At 46.9% G+C, this 16,056-nt stretch carries 14 protein-coding genes; 4 read left to right on the top strand and 10 right to left on the bottom strand.

Going from position 1 to position 16,056, the window contains the following annotated elements:
- Positions 1-84: 84 nt before the first annotated feature.
- Positions 85-1,875, bottom strand: coding sequence for an L-fucose isomerase (locus tag MHB43_RS18205; RefSeq protein WP_339176985.1), 1,791 nt, complete (start codon positions 1,873-1,875; stop codon positions 85-87).
- A gap of 412 nt (positions 1,876-2,287) precedes the next feature.
- Here MHB43_RS18205 and MHB43_RS18210 point away from each other — a divergent pair, with 412 nt between their 5' ends.
- Entirely contained in the window at positions 2,288-3,304 is a 1,017-nt protein-coding gene (locus tag MHB43_RS18210; protein WP_339176987.1) for a LacI family DNA-binding transcriptional regulator, read from the top strand.
- Between the two features lie 228 nt (positions 3,305-3,532).
- Here MHB43_RS18210 and MHB43_RS18215 read toward each other — a convergent pair whose 3' ends face one another.
- Genes MHB43_RS18215 through MHB43_RS18225 form a run of 3 tightly spaced genes read right to left on the bottom strand, consistent with a single transcriptional unit; the run spans position 3,533 to position 6,185 of the window.
- On the bottom strand, positions 3,533-4,426 hold the full coding sequence (locus MHB43_RS18215) for an NAD-dependent epimerase/dehydratase family protein (protein WP_339176988.1): 894 nt from the start codon (positions 4,424-4,426) through the stop codon (positions 3,533-3,535).
- 13 nt (positions 4,427-4,439) lie between these two features.
- Complete coding sequence (locus MHB43_RS18220; RefSeq protein WP_339176989.1) at positions 4,440-5,174, bottom strand: SAM-dependent methyltransferase; 735 nt, start codon at positions 5,172-5,174, stop codon at positions 4,440-4,442.
- A 30-nt stretch (positions 5,175-5,204) separates the two neighbouring features.
- Complete coding sequence (locus tag MHB43_RS18225; protein WP_405117674.1) at positions 5,205-6,185, bottom strand: Gfo/Idh/MocA family protein; 981 nt, start codon at positions 6,183-6,185, stop codon at positions 5,205-5,207.
- A gap of 382 nt (positions 6,186-6,567) precedes the next feature.
- Here MHB43_RS18225 and MHB43_RS18230 point away from each other — a divergent pair, with 382 nt between their 5' ends.
- Complete coding sequence (locus MHB43_RS18230) at positions 6,568-7,152, top strand: bifunctional transcriptional activator/DNA repair enzyme AdaA (RefSeq protein WP_339176992.1); 585 nt, start codon at positions 6,568-6,570, stop codon at positions 7,150-7,152.
- A complete protein-coding gene (locus MHB43_RS18235; protein ID WP_339176994.1) occupies positions 7,149-7,967 on the top strand; it encodes a radical SAM protein in 819 nt (272 codons plus the stop codon). The genes MHB43_RS18230 and MHB43_RS18235 overlap by 4 nt, the downstream gene beginning before the upstream one ends.
- Positions 7,968-8,134: 167 nt before the next feature.
- Here the strand turns inward: MHB43_RS18235 and MHB43_RS18240 are convergent, their stop codons facing one another.
- From MHB43_RS18240 to MHB43_RS18265, 6 genes are all read right to left on the bottom strand, one after another.
- Complete coding sequence (locus MHB43_RS18240) at positions 8,135-9,241, bottom strand: Gfo/Idh/MocA family protein (RefSeq protein ID WP_405117675.1); 1,107 nt, start codon at positions 9,239-9,241, stop codon at positions 8,135-8,137.
- A 96-nt stretch (positions 9,242-9,337) separates the two neighbouring features.
- A complete protein-coding gene (locus tag MHB43_RS18245) occupies positions 9,338-10,063 on the bottom strand; it encodes a ThuA domain-containing protein (RefSeq protein WP_405117676.1) in 726 nt (241 codons plus the stop codon).
- A 70-nt stretch (positions 10,064-10,133) separates the two neighbouring features.
- Positions 10,134-11,306: a Gfo/Idh/MocA family oxidoreductase gene (locus MHB43_RS18250; RefSeq protein ID WP_339176999.1), complete on the bottom strand. Its 1,173-nt coding sequence runs from the start codon at positions 11,304-11,306 to the stop codon at positions 10,134-10,136.
- Positions 11,307-11,363: 57 nt separating this feature from the next.
- Positions 11,364-12,410 (bottom strand): LacI family DNA-binding transcriptional regulator, encoded by a 1,047-nt coding sequence (locus MHB43_RS18255; protein WP_405117677.1) that lies wholly within the window; start codon positions 12,408-12,410, stop codon positions 11,364-11,366.
- A gap of 509 nt (positions 12,411-12,919) precedes the next feature.
- Positions 12,920-14,002, bottom strand: coding sequence for a class II fructose-bisphosphatase (glpX, locus tag MHB43_RS18260; protein WP_076217229.1), 1,083 nt, complete (start codon positions 14,000-14,002; stop codon positions 12,920-12,922).
- Positions 14,003-14,693: 691 nt separating this feature from the next.
- Positions 14,694-15,212: a GNAT family N-acetyltransferase gene (locus MHB43_RS18265; protein WP_405117678.1), complete on the bottom strand. Its 519-nt coding sequence runs from the start codon at positions 15,210-15,212 to the stop codon at positions 14,694-14,696.
- A 122-nt stretch (positions 15,213-15,334) separates the two neighbouring features.
- Here MHB43_RS18265 and MHB43_RS18270 point away from each other — a divergent pair, with 122 nt between their 5' ends.
- On the top strand, positions 15,335-15,955 hold the full coding sequence (locus tag MHB43_RS18270) for a YitT family protein (RefSeq protein WP_339177006.1): 621 nt from the start codon (positions 15,335-15,337) through the stop codon (positions 15,953-15,955).
- Positions 15,956-16,056 lie beyond the last annotated feature (101 nt).

Raw genomic sequence — 16,056 nt, forward strand, 5'->3', positions numbered from 1 at the left:
GAGTTCTGAACACAGCTTTCAAGAGAACGCCATGTTACCTCATCTCACAAGGAACATGGCGTTTGACAGGAATGGAACTTTATTTTAACGATACAACGGGCCAAACACACTGCAAGCACGGTAGTCTGCACTCTCCGGCTCACTTGTGCCGAACAATCCCCATGCACGCGGACGGAAAATTTCCGTTTCAGGTACATTATGCATATTTACCGGAATGCGAAGCATGGAAGCGAGAGTAATCAGATCTGCACCAATATGTCCATACGAGATGGAGCCATGATTGGCGCCCCATTGATTCATGACCTCGTATACGGAAGTAAACGCTCCCGATCCGGTTAGAACAGGTGCAAACCAGGTGGATGGCCAGGTTGGGTCTGTCCGTCGATCCAGCGTATCATGCACATCTTCAGGCAGATCGACTGTATAACCCTGAGCGATTTGCAGTACGGGTCCCAGTCCTTTGACCAGATTCAGACGTGTCATCGTTACAGGCATGCCACCTTTGGTCAGGAAATCCGCTGAATAGCCGCCCCCGCGGAAATACTCTACGGATGCCGGTCTCCACGATGTTGCTTTTAGACAACCCTGAACTTCCTCATCTGTAATTTCCCAGAATGGCTTGAGTACAGGCTTACCATCTCTGGACTGTTGCCCAGTGCCATCCAAAGCTGCGGAACCGGAGTTAATCAGATGCAGGATGCCATCCTTCGCGTTTCCTTCCAACTGGTGCCCCGTCACACGCTGTACTGAATCCGGACTCCAATACGTACGCACATCAGCAAAGATCTGTGCCGTATGCGTGAGTAACGAGCCGAATAACATCGATACCCCGTTCAGGCTGTCATTCTCCGTTGCCACCAGATAAGGCGCACGTTTGCCATTCCAGTCAAAGGAAGAATTTAATATCGACTCCAGAAAATCTCCGTTCGGAGAATGATCCGTCCACTGCCGTTGTCCCTGGAAGCCGGATACAATCGCGTGGTGACCCATCGATTCCTCTGTAAAACCAAGCTCTGCCAATCTTGGGTTACCCGCCATCAAGTCACGCACGATTTGGGTCATTTTCACAACGGTTTCCCATTCGTACTCTTTGCGTTTGCGATCCGTTTGCAGATGGGCAGCGTTGTTGTCTGGACCTTCGTTACAATTCTCCTTCACCCAAGCCAGTGCGAGCTTATACTCCTCAGGATCATAGATTTCTTCTTCAATACGACGAGTGAGTTCGCTCATATCTACATATTCGTTCCTCATGCCCAGATACTCTTGGAAAAATGAATCGTTCACAATCGAACCTGCAATCCCCATGGATACTGATCCAATAGACAGATAGGCTTGCCCTTTCAAGGTCGCGGCTGCAAGACCTGCACGGCTGAACCGGAGCAATTTCTCACGCACGTCATCGGGAATCGTTGTATCTCCGCCGTCCTGAACATCCTCTCCATAGATCCCAAAGGCCGGAATCCCCTTCTGTGCATGGGCAGAGAGAACTGCCGCCAGATACACAGCACCAGGACGTTCAGTTCCGTTAAAACCCCAGATGGCTGTTGAAGTGGACGGCGACATATCCATCGTTTCCGTACCATAACACCAGCACGGTGTCACGGTGATCGTTACACCAACGTTCGAACGGCTGAACAGTTCTGCTGCTGCGGCCGCTTCGGCTACTCCGCCAATACAGGTCTCGGCCACAACACACTCCACCGCGGAGCCGTCAGGATAACGCAGTTCGGCTGCAAGCAGTTCCGCAACAGATGTAGCCATACGCATCGTTTGCTCTTCCAGTGACTCCCGAACGCCTTTGCGTCTTCCATCAATCGTGGGACGAATACCAATCTTGGGGAAAGCCTGTTTATAACGATAATCCTGATGTGTCATACTGGAATGTCCTCCTTCAATTCGTTTCATAGAATTTGGGTTGAATTGAGTAGCCTTCTGTCTGATCCATGTGCAGTGATTGGAATAAGATAATGACGGAGATATAACCGATACCCGAGTTGCACGCAAGAACTACATACACAGATTACCAAGAGCCTTGGTTGATATTGAATGCGTTTACATATTTTTAAAAATAACAATAAACCACTTCATTAATTAGCTATGAATGTAGTTCCTCTATTCAAGAAAATGGAACGTGCATGAGCGAATTCAGCGAAATGGTTTATGTAGTAAATACGTTCAGAACCCTTTAGGGTTATCGGTAACCCTAACATAGCACGAGCCTATCTTGCTGTCAATTGACATTATCCTATAGAATGGTAAGACTATGTTGCGGAAAGGTTAGATTATAATGATTACCATTTACGATATTGCCAAAAAAGCCAACGTCTCCGCCATGACAGTCTCCAAGGTCATTAATCATACAGGCCGTATAAGTTCCGCGACACGTGAACGTGTGCAACAGGTGATCGACGAACTGGGTTACATCCCGAACTCCAATGCACGCAGCCTTGTGCTTCAACGAACCCAGATGCTCTCCCTGCTTATTACGGATATTACCAACCCTTTTTATACAACACTGGCGCGTGGTGCTGAAGATGCAGCCCATCTTCGTGGGTACCGTCTTTTATTCGGCAATAGTGACGAGGATTACAAAAAGGAAAAGGATTATGTAGATGCGATTCTGTCTACTCGTGTGGATGGTGTACTCTTTGCCCCAGCGGGAGATCGTTCTCTCCAACATCTGAAACAGCTGCAGGAACGTCACATTCCGTTTGTCTTTCTGGACCGCACCGTACCTGGCATTACGTCAGATATCATTGCTGGAGATAGCCGGGAAGGCGCGATTGAACTGATCCGATATCTGGTGCAACTGGGGCACCGGCGCATTGCACTGGTCAATGGTTCTTCGGAGGTTTCTACCGCCAGACTGCGGGAGGAAGGTTATATAGCGGGTTTACGAGAGGCCGGAGCTGATATCGATCCCGAGCTTGTGCTTCGAACCGGGTACCGGGATTTCAGCGATGAAGAAGGACTGGATCGACTACTCTCTCAATCGGATCAACCAACAGCCATTTTTGCCGCCAACAACATGCTGGCGATTGGGGTCATTCGGCTTTTGCGCAAACGAGGACTGCGTGTACCAGAAGACATTTCTGTTGTGTGTTTCGACGATCTGGATCTGGCTTCTGCTTTTGATCCTTTCCTGACTGTAGCTGCACAGCCAGCATATGACTTTGGGTTTCAGGGCGTACAGATGCTGATTGACCGAATTGAGGGCAAGGCCCCTTCCGAAGCCCAAACCGTCATTCTACCATCAGAACTGCGCATACGGGCTTCAGCTACTGCCCCACGTGAACAAGAATAGAGTTAAGCGCAAGAGTTGACCAAATATTATCGTGTAAAAGATTAGTCCCACTTATCTAGATTAGGTCCTGTTCAAATTCGAAAAATGTACAACATAAAAAGGGTGCACCGGAGATTACGCTCTGGTTGCACCCTGTTTGATATTCATTCGTTAGATGACCTGTTCGTTCGAACCGGTCATTTCGTCAGGTTCATTCAGTTTCATTATGGTTCCATCCATACCGATATTCTACCGCTCCGACTGTAATGCAAGAGCGACCTCACGAACGAGTCCCGGGAACCAGTCCATCAGAGGTTCGAACGTATAACCTGCTTGTTCTGCCTTGGTCGTCTCCATCGTCCATGATTGCTCGATCCCGAAGGGTGACATGTCTTCTTTCACAGTTTCCTTAAGGATCTGGGACTGCATGCCCGTGACCGTCTCGATCAGATGCATCATGGCTGACAGCGTAATCGCACCCTTGGAAGCTGCATTCACCGGACCGGTAATGGACGAATGTCCAAGCCAAGCGAGAAATCTTGCCGCTTCTGTGGAATTGATGAATCCAATCTCTGCATCCGGATTTGGCATGCCGATCGGTTTTCCTTTTTGCACATGTTCAATATGAAAATGAAGTCTTCTCGTATAATCATCAATCCCGAGTACAATGGGAATACGCATCGCCACAACCGGGAAATCTGCTTCCTGGAAAAATACAGCCTCCGCAAGCCGTTTGCCTTCTCCATACGAAAAATCCTCCGCACTCCCATACTGCAATGGATATGTATACGGGTCAAAATCCGTTTCCTTAAATCCAGGTCGGGGATCACCGTATACCGAGAGTGTGGATGTCAGAACGTATCTTTTGGTGCGTCCTGCAAAAGCTTCACATGCCGCTTTCGCCGCATCCGGTGAATAACAGATATTATCGTACACAACATCCCACATGTCTGTCTGCGCAACCTCTGCCAGTGATTCCGGGTCTTCACGATCCATCTTGATTCGGTTCACTTCGGGTCCGAAGTCAACATCCGTTTTACCACGAGTTGCGACTGTAATCTGAGACTTCTCTTCCCACAGCAAGTGATCCACCAGACGTTTACCGAAAAAACGTGTACCCCCAAGTATAAGTACTTTATTCATCCAAAAAAACCTCCTATCTTGTTCGATTATGTTTAACAATTTGAAGCATGGTGTGAGCATTCCGTTGAAACTCGTATGAAGTTGGTTCTTCGGATACGATGCACCCACGCTCTTCGAGTATAAATTTTAATGCATCCATGTGTTTGTAACGTTCGCCAGACAGATCAACTGTTGGAAAAATGCGAACCTCTCGTTTGGTCACACGCAGTAGTTCCATTACGGTTGCAAGATGAAAATCAACATCCAATCGATCCGCATACGTAAACAGGAAATGGGCGGATAACGTCAGATCGAATTGTTCATCCGCAAAGGGTAGATCCGGGAGCACAGACGCTACATAACGGTCAGGAAACATTCTCATATCTGCAATGCAATCTGTGATGGCACGAGTTCGTTCTTCCTTTAACCCCTGGATTGATCCAAATTGGTCCCACACATATATGCCTTGCACCGATTCCATCTGTTTCATCGTATGCTCAATGTCCTGAAATCCCTTTACCTCAAGCTCGTCGATCTCGTATTCGTAGGCAATATCCAAGGCCATGGGGTCTGCACCCAACTTGCGCGCCTGGCTACTGAACGAACACGCTCCACCTGGACAATCCAGAATGGACTTGCCTGTAAGATCCTCCACCGTCAGGTTGAACATCTTCATATATTCCTCGAAGGTTCTTCCTATGAAAACGATCTGTGTCAGTTCCAAACCACCAGAATCATTAGACCGGTTGCTCTGCTCATCTCTGCTCATCTCGTCTCAGCTTCCTTTCCTGCGCTTGAATCAATCGTTAGGGAACACAAGCCCAATCTGCTTCCGAATCTGATCCATGACCTGCATCGTAACATCGGAGCGTTCATACGTGTTCATGTCAGACTCCTTTTTGCCTTCATGAACCAGATTCACAAACTCCTCCACTTCATAATACATCGCCGGATGGTTTTGTTCGACTGTGAGCTGCTCCACCGTACCGTCATTGTAACGTATCTCTGCATGTTCCGGTGAACCAATCTTGTCAATGATAATGCTGCCCAGTTCCCCCATAATTTCGCTTGGTAGATGAGAATTGGAGATTTTGGAGTATGTAACAACCGCATCCATCCCATCATAATCCAGCAGCACACTGCCTTGTCCATCCACGCCCGATTCCAGCATCATCGCTTGGGATTGAACCCGCTTAGGTGCACCGAACAATGTAATCAATGGATAGAGACAATACACACCGAGATCCATTAACGCTCCATTAGCTAGTTCAGGCTTGAACGCGTTCAGGACAATCCCCTCTTTGTACTTGTCATAACGCGAAGAATACTGAGAGTATCCTGCTACGTATTTACGGACAGGGCCGATTTTGTGCAGGTTCTTCTGCACCATTTTGAACTGGGGAACAAGGGTAGATTTCATCGCTTCCATGAGCAGAACTTGATGTTCTCGTGCTGTATCAATCATGCTCCGAACTTCGGCGCTATTTGCAGCCAGAGGTTTCTCGCACAATACATGTTTACCGTTTCTCAGAAAAAGCTCAGCCTGCTCCGCATGAACCGTATTCGGTGTTGCAATGTAGACTGCGTCGATTACATCACTTGCCGCCATGTCTTCCAGATCGGTGAAACGGTGTTCAACCTCATATTTATCTGCAAATGCGTTAGCCTTATCTTCAGTTCTTGAATACACGGCGGTCAATTTGAATCCTTCAACCTGTGCTGCGGCTTCAAGAAGCCTTTCTGTAATCCAGTTGGTACCCACTACGCCAAAACGAACCATGCCTACCTACCTCTTTCGTCTATAAATTTCATTGGAGTTCTATATGAGTTCAACTAAAGAATATTTACACTTACACTCCGATGACAGAATAACCTTCCGATCGCTGTTATCCCCAGATTTTTTTAAATTCCCTTCTTCAAAGGGAAAATCCGGGGATAAAGGCGAACGCTTCGCTTCTTCACGTTATTTCTGTCCTCTCCGTTCTCGTGTAGAAAGTTTAGTTGGACCTATATAACCTGTATACCATCCTGTATATTGTAGCTCATATTTCGTTCAGATTGAAGGAAGGTACTTTATCCCAGATATTGATATCTTGCTTTTTAAGTTGAAACTTCGTCAATCCCTTCGAATCAAGGGTATAATTAGAGATGAGGTGATCACCGTGGAAAGTCCAGATCAAGATCGCATACTGCCCAAATCTATAGATGGAAAATACTGGCATGCCATCATCCACAACGATAATTCTTATGATGGAACGTTCTTTTACGGTGTGCAAACAACGGGTATCTTTTGCCGACCTTCCTGTAAATCCAGAGCACCCAAAGCTGAAAATGTGCTGATATTTCAACATGTTGAAGAAGCATTGGCACGAAAGTTCAGACCCTGCAAACGTTGTAAACCTACAGGCGAGCGGGTACCTGATCAGGAGTGGATATACGGGATCACGGATTACATCGAACATCATTACGCCGAACCTCTAACCTTGGATGTCCTTGCAACTGTAAGTCATGGCAGTCCTTATCATCTGCATCGTGTGTTCAAGCGGATTACAGGCCGCACACCGGTTCAATATATTCAGGATAAACGAATCACCGAAGCCCGGAAGTTGCTTGAACATACCGGACTTACCGTCACCGATATTGGCCGCCATGTCGGTATACCTAACTCAGCTTATTTCATTACTGTATTTCGCAAACACACAGGTCTCACACCTGTACACTACCGCGAAAGGCATGAGAACTTATGAAGACAAATCTTACTTACAAAGTACCAAAAACGTTACTCAACAAGGGGACAGGGTTCCTTAATGGCTATACACATACGCTGAATCCTTACACAGGCTGCGCCTTCGGTTGTTCCTATTGTTATGTCAGACAGATGCCTGTTTCCTTATTTCGCAAAGAGGATTGGGGGAGCTGGGTGGATGTGAAACAGGAGGCTTCTCGAGTGTTCGCCAAAGAATTGCAGCGTGCCTTACAGAAAGGGAAGGTCACTCTGTTCATGTCCTCCAGTACCGATCCGTATCAACCCGCCGAATACAAGGAGTGTATCACGCGTTCATTACTTGAAACGATGGTACAGCATCCACCCGATTTTGTATTAGTCCAAACCCGCAGTCCACTCGTTACCCGTGATATAGATCTGTTACAACAGTTAGGTGACCGGGTTCGGGTCAGCATGACGGTGGAAACGGATCTGGACGATATGCGCAAGCATTTCAGCCCTTCCGCTCCCCCAATTGCAGGCCGATTACGCGCATTGGAACAGTTGAGGGATGCCGGAATACCGACACAGGTTGCGATTGCTCCCGTATTACCCAGCAGTGAACAGTTTGCAGCCATCTTGAGACCTCTGGTTCAGCGTGTATGCATTGACGATTATTTCATGGGTGATGGCAGTGAGGGCAAGCGCACCCGTCGACTCGGCATGGAGTCGCTCTATCAAGAAGTGGGGATGGAGCACTGGTACCATCCAGATGTTTATCAGACTGTTGTTCAGCGGATGAAAAACGTTTTTTCCGAGGATGAGATCTGGATCAGTCAGGCGGGATTTGAGCCCTAAATGGCTATATACGTTGAACTAAAGAATATTTACACTGGTCACTCCGATGACAAAACAACCTTCTGATCGCTTTTATCCCCAGATTTTTTTGATTTAATAAAAAACAGCCCCTTTCCTTGTTCGAAGGAAAAGGGCTTTTCGTCATGATATAAAGCATAATGACTATCTTATTTATCCAATGTATACAATGGCAGATCCACAGGCAATGCAGCCGGGCGCTGACAAGAGCTTTTCATCTGGTAGAACGTCTGCTCATCTGATGAATCGTGGAATGCCCACATGGCCTCAAGTACGTGGTATGCCAGTTCCCCACTCGCACGGTGTGCACGTCCATTATGTGCTGCATAGGCCATATCTGCCACACCGATGCCGCGTGTATTTTCCTGATATCCTGGGAGAAGCGGAACTTCCGTCCATTCATGTTCACCCAGCAAGCGGTAACGAACAGGACCACCGAAAGTGTTGGGGTCAGGTACCTGCAATGTACCATGCGTGCCATATATCTCAATCGGTGGCAGCGCACTTCCGCCAAATACATCAAAGCTTGTAATCAGTGTGCCAATGGCTCCCTGTTCAAACTGTAACAGACCGGTAACGTGAGTAGGAATTTCGACGGAAACCGTCTGGCCCCTCTTTTTCTCACTCGTAATCGTCCGTTCTTCCATGGCTTTACCTGTCATACCTGCAATCGATTTGATCGGGCCCATCAGTTGGACCAATGCGGTAAGATAGTATGGACCCATGTCAAACATTGGCCCACCACCTGATGCGTAATAAAACTCCGGATCTGGATGCCAGTGCTCATGACCACGACTCATCATAAATGCGGTCGCCGCCACCGGCTTGCCGATTACCCCTTCTTCCACCAATTGAAGTGAAGTCTGGATGCCTGAACCAAAGAACGTTTCTGGTGCACAACCCACGAGCAGTCCCTTACGCTTCGCTGTTTCGAGCACGGCCTGCCCTTCTTCACGGGTAACAGCGAGCGGTTTTTCTACATAAACATGTTTGCCAGATTCAAGCGCCCGCAAGCATACATCCGCATGAACGGAAGGAATCGTCAGGTTGATGATCAACTCAATCTCGGGATCAGCCAAGATTTCGTCGACGCTGTATACGTTAGGCACGTTATAGGCTGCTGCCTGCTCCTCGGCACGTTTCTGGTCGAGATCCGCAACAGCAACAAGTTCCAGCACCTCGAACCGATGACAGTTTTCCATATAGATGCCGCTGATTTTACCGCAGCCAATAATGCCTACTTTCATTGTTTTCATACCTGGGGCTCCCTTCGCCGTGGATCAGAAATGGTTTATCCGTTGAGGATGAATGGTTAATACTGAAGTTACGTTTGCAATCAAACTACAATCTCATTAGTTCTGGTTGTCCGCCATACCTGTGTACACTTCTGTTGATGCACTTACTCGACTCTTGGCAAGCTCTTTGCCTGCTGCTGTCCATTTGAAACCACTGCGCATCATTTCAGTCACGGGTTTCATGTCTACAATGTCTGCATGGTGTCCCAGGGAGTTGTAGAATACCCGCCCTGCGCCCCAGCGTTTCGTCCAGACAACAGGCATATCTACAGGACCATTCGCCGCATGCGGACCAGCCACCACTGGGAAACGAGTTGTTGCCAGCACTTCCACTGCCGGGTCTACGTGCAGGTAGTACTGTTCACTTTTTACCTGAAAATCTTCAATATGATCCAATAACGGGCTAGAGCCACGCTTCATGTTTACCATATACTCCACACCATCATTGCCTGGATGAGCAACCCATTGTCCACCCGTCATAAACTGCCAGTCTACGTTATTTCGGAAGGCATCACACATCCCGCCATGAAGACCAGCCAAGCCCACACCGCTCTGAACAGCCGCTGATACGTTATTGACCAGCTCCTGCTCAATCTGTCCCATTGTCCACAAAGGCACGATCAAATCCAGACCCATCAGCTTCTCTGCATCCGCATAAGACTCCAACGTATTCGAGACTTCAACCTCAAACTGCTCTTCCTTCAAAATACGTTCAAAAATCGCTGCTACCTGCTCCGGTTCATGTCCATCCCAGCCGCCCCATACAATCAGTGCTTTACTCATCGTTTATTCACTCGCTTTCGCCTAGTTTAGTTGTGTTCAACCCTATTCCTGACGGCACTGCCTTGCTTGCTCACATCTCTTCAAGCGTCACCCAACGCCGTTCTGTTACCGAACGTTCTACCGCTTCCAGTACAGCCTGACAGGCGACCCCGTCGTGGAAACTCGGTGATGGTTGTCGTCCTTCAGAGATCGCTGTCACCAGCTCCAGCATTTCATGTGTGAACGTGTGCTCGAATCCAATCGTATGTCCGGCAGGCCACCAAGCTTCGGAATATTTGTGTGCCGGATCAGTCGCCAGTACACGACGGAATCCCTGTACGTCCTCTTCATCCTTTGTAAAATAGACTTCCAGTTCATTCATCCGTTCAAAATCAAATCGTACGCTACCCAGACTACCGTTAATCTCAAACGAGTTCGTACTGCGATGACCTGCTGCAAAACGTGTAGCCTCGAAGCTTCCTAGCGCACCTCCTGCGAATCGTGCCAAGAAAAGCGTGGCATCATCAACAGTTACTTCTCCCTTCGGTGCATCTGCATTGGAACTGCCCTTTGCACTTAGTCCGGTCATCTCAGATGCAAGCGGTCGCTCTTTGATAAAGGTTTCGCTCATGCCGATGACTTCCTGGAATTCACCAACAAGGAAACGAGCCAGATCGATTAAGTGCGCCCCCAGATCCCCATGGGAACCGGAGCCAGCCACTTCTTTTTGCAAACGCCATACCAGCGGGAACGAAGGGTCCATGATCCAGTCCTGCAAGAAAAAAGCACGGAAATGATAGATCTTACCCAATCGTCCGCTCTCCACCAGATCCTTCGCTAATTGCACCGCTGGTGAGAAACGGTAGTTGAACCCGACCATATGTGCGACTCCAGCATCCTCTGCTGCCTGAAGCATCTCACGCGAATCCGCAAGTGACAGGGCCAGTGGTTTCTCACAAAACAGATGTTTGCCCTGACGAGCTGCTTCCAACGCAATTTCCTTATGGGCATCACTTGGCGCGTTAATATCAATCAGATCGATATCATCCCGCTTCACCAGTTCGCGCCAATCCGTTACACTTTCGGACCAACCGAACTGGCTCGCCGCCTCTTGAACTCCCTGCTCGTTACGTCCACAGATCACAGACATCTCAGGCTGCAGCGGAGCAGACGGGAAAAACATCGGCAGACTGCGATAGGCATTACTGTGGGCCTTCCCCATAAACTTGTATCCAACCATTCCGACACGAAGACGATTTGACATGGTCATTTCCTCCTTTGGAATAATAAAAAGTCTTTCTATAGGTGTACCAATAAACTATTAACGAATAGAAGAAGCACGGATGATCAGTTCGGTAGGCAACAACGCTCTCGCTGATTCGGTTACCGTTACAACAGAGTTATTCGCTTTATGTGTGTCACCCACAGATCCATGCATAAGCTTCGATGCTGCAAGTTCACCCATCTCAAAAAATGGAACCCTGACGCTGCTCAGCGGCGGAACCGCCATCTCGGCGGCATCGGAGTCGTCATAACCCACAAATGCCGGAAAATCCGCAGGCCCTATTCCCCGCTCACGCAAACCATGCATGACCCCAATTGCCATCCGGTCATTGGCCGCAAATACAGCATCAATCTCATGTAGGCGATCTGCTACAATCGCTGCCGCCTCAGTGCCGCTTCGTCTACTATAATTCCCCTCAAGCAATAGACTCGGGTCCAGCTCCATACCTGCTTCTTGCAGGCCAAGACAGACACCTTCCATTCGCTCCTGGCTGTTGGAATAGCTGTCCGGACCATTGAGAAAAGCGATTTTGCGATACCCCTGATCCGTAAGATGACGTATGGCAATCCTGCTTCCTTCCACATGATCCGCATCCACTTCCGTGAACGATTGCCCCTCAAAATGCTGATTCATGACACAAAATGGGTGTCCTTCCCGGTGAAGCTGCTGCATGGCAGCCAGTTCTTCAGGATCATCTCTGGCACCAAGGATAATGCAGGCATCCACTTTCTGACGCCGGAACAGATCTGTATAATTCATCACTTCACCGGGTGTTCGGAACATAACCAACAGGTCCATGCCATTGTCTCTGGCTTTGCTCCCAATCCCACTCAGCATTTCCGAGAAAAAATACGCCGAGAACAGATGCGCCTTCGGAACATAAGGTAATACCACGCCAAGATTCCCGCTTTTACTTCTGGCAAAACTGCGAGCAAGAGCGCTGGGCACATAGCCTAACTGTTCGGAAGCTTCAAGAACCTTGCGGCGTGTCTCTTCTTTAATAGGACCTACCCCATTCAGCACCCGGGAGACCGTCGCCTCGGAAACACCCGCAAAATCAGCCACTTCTTTACGAGATGCCATGAATTCCACCCCCTTCTATATAAGTTGAACTAAAGACTATTTGCACTGACACTACGATGACAGAACAACCTTCCAATCGCTGTTATCCCCAGATTTTTCGATTCCTTTTTTCTAAAGGGGAAAATCCGGGGATAGCGTATGCTTCCGATGCAGCTTTCTTTCAGAAAGCTTTTAGGCGAACGCTTTGCTTTTTCAGGTTTTTTCTGTCCTCTCCGTTATCGTGCAAATGATTAGTTCAACATATATAGCTCATCATTAAATCATAAAATGGTTAAAAATCGATATTTATGTACGCGCGTACATTTTCTCATGCCATGTAACCGTTGTCAATGCTTTTAACACAAAAAAATAATGAGGGTTTGGGTTAATCCAAGCCCTCATTATTATCTTGCCAGAGATGGTATTTTCATTGAATTCGAGCACCTGTAATCTTAGGGGTTCAAGTTACTTATCAAAAACACTAGAACGATTACAGTTGCTTTTATTTGTTCAATTATATGGAGTACAGCTCACAACGTCGTTGTAACGCCAAGATCAACGGAGGATTGGCTGAACTCAGCCTGCTCCTTTGTTTTCGCATGACTCGGAATGCGATCCGAGGGTTCTGGCGTGGATTGGAGCTGTCTTACTTTGTGCAGTACTTCTTTGTTCGGCAGGAAGTGTTGGGAACGAATAAACCGAATTGTTTTGGTTTTGGCACGCATAACAATCGAATCCGTCTCGGCGCGATCATCCGCAAGATACCGTACCCCTCCCAAGATCTCACCTGGCGTCACACCTGTTGCGGCAAAAATAACATCCTCCGTGCCGATCATATCCTGCATCGTTAACACTTTGTAAGGATTATCAATTCCCATCTGCAAGCAGCGCTGGAATTCGTCTGCGTTGGCAGGCATCAGACGACCTTGAATCTCACCCCCAAGGCAAGATAGCGCTGCGGCAGCCAGCACACCTTCTGGCGCTCCTCCAGATCCGACATACAGATCAATGCCCGCCTCCGGGAATGCAGGTGCCATTGCACCCGCAACATCACCGTCACTGAGGAACTTAATTCTCACGCCAACCTTGCGTAGCGTCTTGATGGTGCTCTCATGTCGTACACGATCCAGAATCATCACAGTGAGGTCCGAGATGTTTTTGTTTAATGCGGCAGCGGCTTTCTCCAGTGTAACTTCAACCGGGTCTTCAATGCTGACCTTGCCTACAAGCGCAGGCCCTACCGCCAATTTCTCCATATACATGTCCGGTGCGTGGAGCAGGTTACCTTTTCCCGCCACTGCAATAACCGATAGAGCGTTGTTTAGTCCTTTGGCCACGATTTCTGTACCTTCGAGCGGGTCTACAGCCACGTCAACCTCAGGCCCCTCAGCGTTGCCCACTTCCTCGCCGATGTACAACATGGGTGCTTCATCCATTTCTCCTTCACCGATTACCACCGTGCCGCGAATGGACACGGAATCGAACATGGCGCGCATGGCCAAAGTAGCCGCTTCATCTGCACTGTTCTTGTCGCCTCGTCCCATCCAGGGTGCTGAGGCTAACGCAGCCAATTCTGTTACTCTGACAATTTCCAACGCCAGTTCGCGTTCCATTTTTCCCACTTCCTTTCCAATTTCCAAAAGCATAACGTGAAAGCGGTACTAAATCCATCGCAAATCCATATGAAATTGATCTATAATCGGCGTAGTAGCGCCTTTTCAACGATGTATACCTTATTTATCCAATTAATATATGGATCGAATTCGCTCCTTTTTTGGGCTGATGTTAAGCGTCCAATCCTTCTGATTTCTTACTTATAATATTAATTTTATTTTCCATTTTCCGCTCAAAAACAAAATAATTCAACATGGTGGATTAACACGTCCGTTTCGTGCGTAAAAAGTTCTTTTAACATGAGGTATATACAACTTATGTACTGATTATTAAGAACGTAACGCTATCTAACAGACTACGAACGAAAACGATTTTCGGCTGACTGTCCAAACGTAGAAATAAACTAATACATTGTATTGATGATCCTTGAGATCAGCCTATTACTTTCACGATTATTGAGCAAAATATTACTACTAATTATGTATTAATCAGGCCTTTAACTTTTGCTAAAGCCATAGATGCAGCTTATGAAGGTCATCGAAAATAATAAGTTTACATAATATTTATTATGTATTAAAATTCATCGATTTCTTCATTTTATGATTCAACAGTTCTGGCAAAACATAAAAAAGCCCGAAAGAATTCTGCTCAATAGCATTTTTCTCCCAAGCTTTTCCCTCGATGATCCAGTTACAATATCTTTTTGGTCATTATCAAATCAATCTGTTCCTCATCTCCCATGTAAAAAGCATGGGCTCCAGTCTGTACAAACCCCATCTTCTCATAAAATGCGATGGCATTTTCATTTTTCTCCCACACGCCTAACCAAATATTCGTCTTGTGATGTTCAGCTGCCATCTCTATAGCTTTATGGAGCAGTACCTTACCCAGGCCATGTTTTTGGAACTCTTTTTTGATGTACACCCGCTCGATCTCAAAGGATTCCAAGCCCATCTTCTCAGACTGAGCATCATTGATATTCACTTTCATGTACCCTGCCACTTTATGGTTGACATAAATAAAAAGAAATTGTGAATCCGCAATGGATAGTTCCGTTTCTAATTGCTCCCGATTAAACGCCTTTTCCAGATAAGCTTTCATATTTTCGGGTGAATTTTGCGCTTTAAACGTTTCATTAAACGTCTCATAACTAATCTCCTGCAGTTCACACACCTGTTCGATGGTACATATCCCTATACGAATCGTCATCTATAATCACATTCCTTTATCAAGTTAATCATTTGTTGCAAATGCAATAAAAAAGTATTACATTGAATTTAACTCAATTTTGTTGTATTTGCAACATAATATAAAAGAAGAGGTTGAATGAATTGAAATATGTTCTTTTTGTCACAGGTATTCTAATCTTAACGCTTGGTATTTCCCTTACCATTCAATCTGAACTGGGTACTTCACCTTTTGACGCACTGCTGGTAGGGTTGTCACAACATGTAGGCCTAAGTGTAGGGAGCTGGGAAGTCATCCTTGCTTTCCTGTTAATCGGATGCAATTCGCTGTTGAAGCAGCAAAAACCCGAGTTTCTGGGACTCGTCACCGCATTCATTACTGGTGTGGGGATTGATATATGGCTTTATGTATCTGATTTCTTGATTACACCCGAAGTTTACTACACCAAATTGATGACTTTTGTCATTGGTTTAGTGATCATCAGTATCGGTACTGCAATCTATTTGCAGACTAACTTCGCACCCATTCCGATTGACCGCTTAACATTAATCCTGCATGAACTCACTCGAACTCCTTTATTTATATCAAGAACATTCATTTACCTTGTATTTTTGATTCTGGCCTTTCTGCTCAGTGGACCGATCGGGCTTGGAACGTTGCTAACCGTATGTTTTGCGGGTCTACTTCTTCAGTTCATCATGGGCCATACGAAAAAGACAATAGATCACATATTAAGAGACATGGATACATCGTCGAGCACTTAACATGAGAAAGAACATTCGATCTAATGAGTGTACACCGTCTACAAAATAAATAGCTGGATCAGAGGTTTCAACCCTGATCCAGCTCACTAAACGTTCTTTCT

The sequence above is a fragment of the Paenibacillus sp. FSL H8-0317 genome (assembly GCF_045040685.1).
Classification (GTDB): domain Bacteria; phylum Bacillota; class Bacilli; order Paenibacillales; family Paenibacillaceae; genus Paenibacillus.

Bases quoted from the DNA above. Each gene is read 5' to 3' on its own strand.
- MHB43_RS18205 (WP_339176985.1), bottom strand. From the start codon at position 1,875: ATGACACATCAGGATTATCGTTATAAACAGGCTTTCCCCAAGATTGGT.
- MHB43_RS18210 (WP_339176987.1), top strand. From the start codon at position 2,288: ATGATTACCATTTACGATATTGCCAAAAAAGCCAACGTCTCCGCCATG.
- MHB43_RS18215 (WP_339176988.1), bottom strand. From the start codon at position 4,426: ATGAATAAAGTACTTATACTTGGGGGTACACGTTTTTTCGGTAAACGT.
- MHB43_RS18220 (WP_339176989.1), bottom strand. From the start codon at position 5,174: ATGAGCAGAGATGAGCAGAGCAACCGGTCTAATGATTCTGGTGGTTTG.
- MHB43_RS18225 (WP_405117674.1), bottom strand. From the start codon at position 6,185: ATGGTTCGTTTTGGCGTAGTGGGTACCAACTGGATTACAGAAAGGCTT.
- MHB43_RS18235 (WP_339176994.1), top strand. From the start codon at position 7,149: ATGAAGACAAATCTTACTTACAAAGTACCAAAAACGTTACTCAACAAG.
- MHB43_RS18240 (WP_405117675.1), bottom strand. From the start codon at position 9,241: ATGAAAACAATGAAAGTAGGCATTATTGGCTGCGGTAAAATCAGCGGC.
- MHB43_RS18245 (WP_405117676.1), bottom strand. From the start codon at position 10,063: ATGAGTAAAGCACTGATTGTATGGGGCGGCTGGGATGGACATGAACCG.
- MHB43_RS18250 (WP_339176999.1), bottom strand. From the start codon at position 11,306: ATGTCAAATCGTCTTCGTGTCGGAATGGTTGGATACAAGTTTATGGGG.
- MHB43_RS18255 (WP_405117677.1), bottom strand. From the start codon at position 12,410: ATGGCATCTCGTAAAGAAGTGGCTGATTTTGCGGGTGTTTCCGAGGCG.
- glpX (WP_076217229.1), bottom strand. From the start codon at position 14,002: ATGGAACGCGAACTGGCGTTGGAAATTGTCAGAGTAACAGAATTGGCT.
- MHB43_RS18265 (WP_405117678.1), bottom strand. From the start codon at position 15,212: ATGACGATTCGTATAGGGATATGTACCATCGAACAGGTGTGTGAACTG.